The sequence below is a fragment of the Weizmannia sp. FSL K6-0777 genome, from assembly GCF_038593185.1.
Taxonomy (GTDB): Bacteria; Bacillota; Bacilli; order Bacillales; family Bacillaceae_C; genus Weizmannia; species Weizmannia faecalis.
Genome location: NZ_CP151971.1, coordinates 3,580,959 through 3,587,522, shown reverse-complemented (window position 1 = coordinate 3,587,522; position 6,564 = coordinate 3,580,959). Strand labels below are relative to the sequence as shown.

Below are 6,564 nucleotides of genomic sequence, written 5' to 3'. Positions count from 1 at the left end.
CGCCAATCCCTCCTTTTTATCAAACGAAAAATAACCATTCTCTCTGTCTGTGTAACAATGTTTCGGCGAAGGTTACGGCCATTTATAAACATGCATATGTTTGTATAGTGGAAAAATATATAATAAGGAATAAATACGGTTTTTCGACAGCATCCACCAATTGTGGACAACTTTACTCCATTGGTCTGGATAAACTGTCCACAAGTTATCCACAAACTGTGGATGAACAAGTTATGCACAACCGGTTATCCAGGGTTAAAACACAATAATCATAACAGATAATCTTAGGTGTTGCAATGATCTTTGTAAATTATCCACAATTCGCAAAAGGTGTGAAAAAACATTATCCACACGCTCTGAATTTGTGTGAAACTTGTCAATAATTGTTGTGGACAGTTAAAAATTCACCGAAAAATTATCCACATACCGGATATGTGGAAAAATGGCGGCTGATGACAAAGGGTGATCATCATGTCCCGTTCTTTTCGGAAACCCGAGCCGTTTTGACCGGAAAAGCAAGGAAGCGGAACCGGAAAAACGGCTCGTTATTTCTGCGGGAAAATGAAAGTCTGGTACGTGAGAAGTTTTGAAGAGCCTTGACAAGCAGGAAAGTTCGTCATTATAATGATATAGACTGTCGTTTATCATTCGAACGAATTCCCTCGAGGAGGTGTCATACATGAAAAGAACTTATCAGCCTAATAAAAGAAAAAGAAGCAAAGTCCACGGCTTCCGTGCGCGCATGAGTACAAAAAACGGCCGCAAAGTATTGGCAAGACGGCGCCGCAAAGGAAGAAAAGTATTATCCGCATAACCACTGAAAAGTCTCAGTGGTTTTTTTTAACAAAAAAGGCGGTTTCGGGGTCACCGCTTTTTCACTGCATCACTGTTGGCAGGTCAGAAGGAGTATATATGAGAAAATCTTATCGGATAAAAAAAAATACAGAATTTCAGGAGGTTTTCAAGCACGGGAAGTCGTTCGCAAACCGCCAGTTTGTTGTATACGTGCTGGAAAAGGAAAACCGAAAACATTTCAGAATCGGGCTTTCCGTCAGCAAGAAGCTGGGGAATGCCGTCAAAAGAAATCAAATCAAAAGATATATCCGGCAAGTGTTTTTAGAGTTGAAAGAAGACATCCCGCCCGGATATGATTATATTATTATCGCCAGAAAACCGGCGGCCGAGATGAATTACCATGAAGTCAAGAAGAGCTTAATCCATGTCCTGAAAATAGCCCATGTCCTTAAAAAAAGTTAGAATAAAAGAAAGAAGTGCCAGGGCGTGTGGCAGCATCCGGCTGCTTTGGATCATCTAAAAAAGTAAGCGTTTTTGCTGAAATCTCACACAGGGGAGGACAAACGATTGGGAAAAAAGTTTTTTCTGGCAGGAATGGTACTTGCCCTTGCCGCCGTGATGGCCGGCTGTACGGAATTTAATCAGGATATCACACCGGAAAGCAAAGGAATCTGGAACCAGTATATTGTATATCCCTTATCCTGGCTGATTATAAAGGCAGCCCAATTTCTGGGGGGCAGCTATGGGCTATCCATTATTTTGATTACGATTATCATCCGCCTTGCCATTTTGCCGCTGAATATCACCCAGTTAAAAAGTGCGAAAGCCATGCAGGCACTCCAGCCTGAAATCAAAAAACTGCAGGAAAAATATGCCTCAAAAGATGCGGTAACACGGCAAAAACTCCAGCAGGAAATGATGAAATTGTATCAGGAGTACCATATCAATCCTGCCGCAGGATGCCTGCCGATTTTAATTCAAATGCCGATTTTAATCGGATTTTACCATGCCATCAACCGGACGCCGGCTATCCGCGAATCCGCTTTTCTTTGGTTTGATCTCGGATCCGTGGATTATGTGCTTGCTGTGATTGCCGGGATCACCACCTTTCTCCAGCAAAAAGTGATGATGTCCGGGGGAAATTATGATGCAAATCCGCAAATGAAAATGCAAATGAACATGATGCTTTGGTTTATGCCCATTATGATTATTGTAATCGGCGTGGGGCTTCCGTCCGCGCTGCCGCTGTACTGGATTGTCGGGAACATCTTCATGATTGTCCAGTCGTATTTCATTAAAAGTCCTACTGCAAGTATGCCTGTCCAAAACGCGAAAGCCAGGGGGACGAAAAAATGAAGGAAACGACTTCAACAGGGAAAAATGTAGAAGATGCTGTCAACCAGGCCCTTCGCGAGCTTGAAACGGAAAAAGAAAATGTGGAGATTGAGATTCTTGATGAAGGCAAAAAAGGCATATTCGGTCTGCTCGGCGCGAAACCGGCAGTGGTCCATGTCCGGCTGAAAGAGACGCCGGTTGAGCAAGTGCTCTCATATTTGCGCAATATTATCGAAAAAATGGGGGTTTCCCCCGGCCTTCAATTCGAAGAACATGACCGGACATTGCATATTAACGTGACAGGCGAAAATCTTCCACTGCTGATCGGAAAAAGGGGACAAACATTAAACGCTTTGCAGTTTCTCACGCAGCTGGCAGCGAACCGGTATTATCCGCATTATGAAAGAGTGATGCTCAATATCGGCGATTACCGGAAAAGGCGGGAAGAGGCGCTAACCCGGCTTGCGGAAAGGCTTTCTGCCCAGGTTTTGCGCACCGGACGGCCGGTAAAGCTCGAGCCAATGCCATCCTATGAAAGAAAAATCATCCACAGTGCGCTCGCTCATCATAAACAGGTCATCACCTATTCAGAAGGAAATGAACCAAAACGTTATGTTGTCATTGATTTGGCAAAGCGTTGAACGGCCTCCTTCCGGGAAACCGGGGGAGGCTTTTTTTTAGCCGCACCCTCTGGACGGAAAGCTTTTTTGCCGGTTGAAAAAAACCAGCATATCCACAACCTGGAGCAATCAGCTTTTTCTGCCGTTGTTATTCACATGTGGATAAGTTAAAATGGAATTATCGGCTTTTTGTGGATTGTGGAAAAGAACATATCGCTTGTATTCACGAAAAAATTTGGTATTCTATTACGTTAGGTGAAAAAAAGAAAACAGAATGCCAATCTTTTATATAAATGACCAAAAAAGGAAGCGGGGTGAAAAAATGGAAATGGATACAATTGCGGCGATCTCGACGCCGATGGGAGAGGGAGCGATTTCGATTGTCCGGCTAAGCGGCGAAAATGCGATTGCGATTGCGAATCGATTATTTGCAGGTGTCGGCGGAAAAAAACTAGTGGATGTCCCTTCGCACACGATCCATTATGGGAAAATTGTCGACACGGACACTGGAGAAACCGTTGAGGAAGCGATGGTGAGCGTGATGAAAGCGCCGAAAACGTTCACGCGCGAAGATGTCGTGGAAATCAACTGCCATGGCGGGCTTGTCGCTGTAAACCGGGTATTGCAGCTCGTTTTAAAAAATGGTGCGCGCCTTGCCGAGCCGGGCGAATTTACAAAACGGGCGTTTTTGAACGGACGCATTGATCTCTCACAGGCGGAAGCAGTCATGGATTTAATCCGCGCCAAAACGGATAAAGCGATGAACGTGGCGATCGGCCAGATGGAAGGCAGATTGTCGAAACTGGTCAAAAAGCTGCGCCAGGAAATACTGGAAGTCGTCGCGCATATCGAAGTCAATATTGATTATCCGGAATACGACGATGTTGAAGAGATGACGCACCGCATGCTGAAAGAAAAAGCACAGTACATCAAAAATGAAATTGAAAAACTGTTGCGGACAGCGCATCAGGGAAAAATTTTGCGGGAAGGGTTGTCAACGGCTATTATCGGCCGCCCGAATGTTGGAAAATCATCATTGTTAAACAGCCTTGTCCAGGAAAATAAGGCAATTGTCACCGATATTCCCGGCACGACACGCGATGTGATCGAAGAATACGTCAATGTCCGCGGTGTGCCGCTGCGCCTGATTGACACCGCAGGCATCCGCGAAACAGAAGATATCGTGGAACGAATTGGTGTGGAACGTTCGCGGAAAGCGCTCAAGGAAGCGGATTTGATTTTGCTTGTTATCAACTCATCCGAGCCGCTCAGCCCGGAAGATGAGGCATTGTTTGAAGCGGTGGAAGGCATGGATGTGATTGTCATCTTAAATAAGTGGGACCTGCCGCATCAAGTGGAGATGGAAAGCGTCCGCGAACTTGCACAAGGCGCGAAAATCCTTACCACGTCGCTTGTAACAGAGGAAGGCATGGAAAAATTGGAAGATGCGATTGCTGCGATGTATTTTGAAGGGCAGATGGAAACAGGCGACCTGACATATGTATCAAACAGCCGCCATATTGCGCTTTTGAACCAGGCATTGGAAGCCATTCAAGATGTGCAAAACGGCATTCAATCCAACACCCCGATTGATATCATCCAAATCGACCTGACCCGGACATGGGACCTGCTCGGCGAAATCATCGGCGACACCGTCCAGGAAAGCTTACTGAACCAACTCTTCTCCCAATTCTGCCTCGGGAAATAGAAAAGCGGAGGCGACTGTATAGCGGCGTACGGATTTTGTAGTCTTCGACCGAGATAAAGGAAACACGATGAGCCGGTAGGCGAATCGATGCCCGCTTATCGAAAGGAGAAGACGTAAAAATCCGCTAGCCGCTAGGAGCCGCAGCTAGACAAAGAAAAGCGGAGGGCGTTTGCCCGTTGATTTTATAAAATAAAGGAGTGATAAGCATGCGGCAATACGATGCAGGAGACTATGATGTCATTGTAGTCGGCGCCGGGCATGCCGGTTGTGAAGCAGGCCTGGCCGCCGCAAGAATCGGTGCCAAAACGTTAATGATCACGATTAACCTTGATATGATTGCCTACATGCCGTGCAACCCGTCGATCGGCGGTCCGGCAAAAGGGATCGTCGTCCGCGAAATCGATGCACTCGGTGGTGAAATGGGCAGGAATATCGATAAAACCTATATTCAAATGCGGATGCTCAATACTGGAAAAGGGCCGGCCGTTCAGGCGCTCAGGGCCCAGGCGGATAAAGTCGAGTACCAGCGTGAAATGAAAAAAACCATCGAAAACCAGGAAAATTTGACGCTTTTGCAAGGGATGGTCGAAGCACTTGTACTTGAAGACGGTGTCTGCAAAGGCGTTGTTACAAAAACCGGCGCAAAATATACAGCCAAAACGGTTGTGCTGACGACCGGCACGTTCCTGCGCGGCGAAATTATTATCGGGGAACTGAAATATTCAAGCGGCCCGAATAACCAGCAGCCTTCCATTGCCCTCGCTGAAAAACTGGAAGAACTCGGCTTTGACCTCGTCCGCTTTAAAACCGGGACGCCACCGCGCGTAAACGGCAAAACGATTGATTACAGCAAAACGGAAATCCAGCCGGGCGATCTGGAACCGCGGGCATTCAGTTATGAAACGACGAAGATGATCACGGACCAGCTTCCTTGCTGGCTGACTTACACCAATGAACGTACCCATGCCATTATTGACGCCAATCTCGGCCGCGCGCCGATGTTTTCCGGCATGATTAAAGGCACCGGGCCGCGTTATTGCCCATCGATTGAAGACAAAGTCGTCCGCTTCCATGACAAGCCCCGCCACCAACTCTTCCTGGAACCGGAAGGCCGCCACACGGAAGAAGTGTATGTACAAGGGCTTTCAACAAGCATGCCGGAAGAAGTGCAAAGAGAAATTTTGGCCTCCATTGAAGGGCTGGAGCATGCAAAAATGATGCGCCCCGGTTATGCAATCGAATATGATGCGATCACGCCGACGCAGTTGTGGCCGACACTCGAAACGAAAAAAGTGAAGAACCTTTATACAGCCGGCCAAATCAACGGGACGTCCGGTTACGAAGAAGCAGCCGGACAGGGGATTATTGCCGGCATCAACGCAGCGCAAAGAGCACTGGGGAAAGAAGAACTTGTCCTCGGCCGTTCCGATGCTTATATCGGTGTTTTAATTGATGACCTGGTCACAAAAGGAACGCGCGAACCGTACCGCCTTTTAACCTCCCGTGCTGAATATCGCCTGCTGTTGCGTCATGACAATGCGGATCTCAGGCTGACTGAAATCGGCTATCAAATCGGGTTGATTTCCGAAGAACGTTACCGGAAATTTACGGCGAAAAAACAGGCGATTGAAGCAGAAATCAAGCGTTTGAAATCCGTCATTCTAAAACCGGATGAAAAAACACAGACACTGATCCGGGAAGCGGGAGGAAGCGAACTGAAAGACGGCATCCACGCCGCTGATCTCCTAAAACGGCCGGAAATGCGGTATGAACATATCAAAGCGCTTGTGCCGCCTGCAACGGAACTTTCGCCTGAAGTGGAAGAACAGGTGGAAATCCAGATCAAATATGAAGGCTATATCGCAAAATCATTGCAGCAAGTTGAGCGGATGAAAAAGCTGGAAGACAAAAAAATCCCGTCTGATATTGATTATGATGCGATCCACGGGCTGGCAACGGAAGCGCGCCAAAAATTAAACAAAGTGCGCCCGATCTCGATTGCCCAGGCATCACGCATTTCCGGCGTAAATCCGGCTGATATTTCAATTTTACTTGTCTACATTGAACAGGGGAAAATTGCAAAAATCCCTGGATAAGGCATGAAGC

Annotated in this window: 6 protein-coding genes; all 6 read left to right on the top strand. The window is 47.0% G+C overall.

The window, feature by feature from the left end; translation table 11 throughout:
* The first annotated feature begins 679 nt into the window (after positions 1-679).
* The 6 genes from rpmH to mnmG all read left to right on the top strand — a co-directional run bounded on the left by rpmH (position 680) and on the right by mnmG (position 6,554).
* On the top strand, positions 680-814 hold the full coding sequence (rpmH, locus tag NST70_RS17155; RefSeq protein ID WP_003397591.1) for a 50S ribosomal protein L34: 135 nt from the start codon (positions 680-682) through the stop codon (positions 812-814).
* Positions 815-912: 98 nt separating this feature from the next.
* Positions 913-1,257, top strand: a complete 345-nt coding sequence (gene rnpA / locus NST70_RS17150) for a ribonuclease P protein component (protein WP_014096604.1) — start codon at positions 913-915, stop codon at positions 1,255-1,257.
* Between the two features lie 105 nt (positions 1,258-1,362).
* Positions 1,363-2,151: a membrane protein insertase YidC gene (gene yidC / locus NST70_RS17145; RefSeq protein WP_014096605.1), complete on the top strand. Its 789-nt coding sequence runs from the start codon at positions 1,363-1,365 to the stop codon at positions 2,149-2,151.
* Positions 2,148-2,771, top strand: a complete 624-nt coding sequence (jag, locus tag NST70_RS17140) for an RNA-binding cell elongation regulator Jag/EloR (RefSeq protein ID WP_014096606.1) — start codon at positions 2,148-2,150, stop codon at positions 2,769-2,771. The genes yidC and jag overlap by 4 nt, the downstream gene beginning before the upstream one ends.
* A gap of 301 nt (positions 2,772-3,072) precedes the next feature.
* Complete coding sequence (gene mnmE / locus NST70_RS17135; protein WP_071452438.1) at positions 3,073-4,458, top strand: tRNA uridine-5-carboxymethylaminomethyl(34) synthesis GTPase MnmE; 1,386 nt, start codon at positions 3,073-3,075, stop codon at positions 4,456-4,458.
* Between the two features lie 206 nt (positions 4,459-4,664).
* Positions 4,665-6,554 carry a tRNA uridine-5-carboxymethylaminomethyl(34) synthesis enzyme MnmG gene (gene mnmG, locus NST70_RS17130; RefSeq protein WP_211062421.1) on the top strand — a complete coding sequence of 630 codons (1,890 nt, stop codon included), beginning with the start codon at positions 4,665-4,667 and terminating at the stop codon, positions 6,552-6,554.
* Positions 6,555-6,564 lie beyond the last annotated feature (10 nt).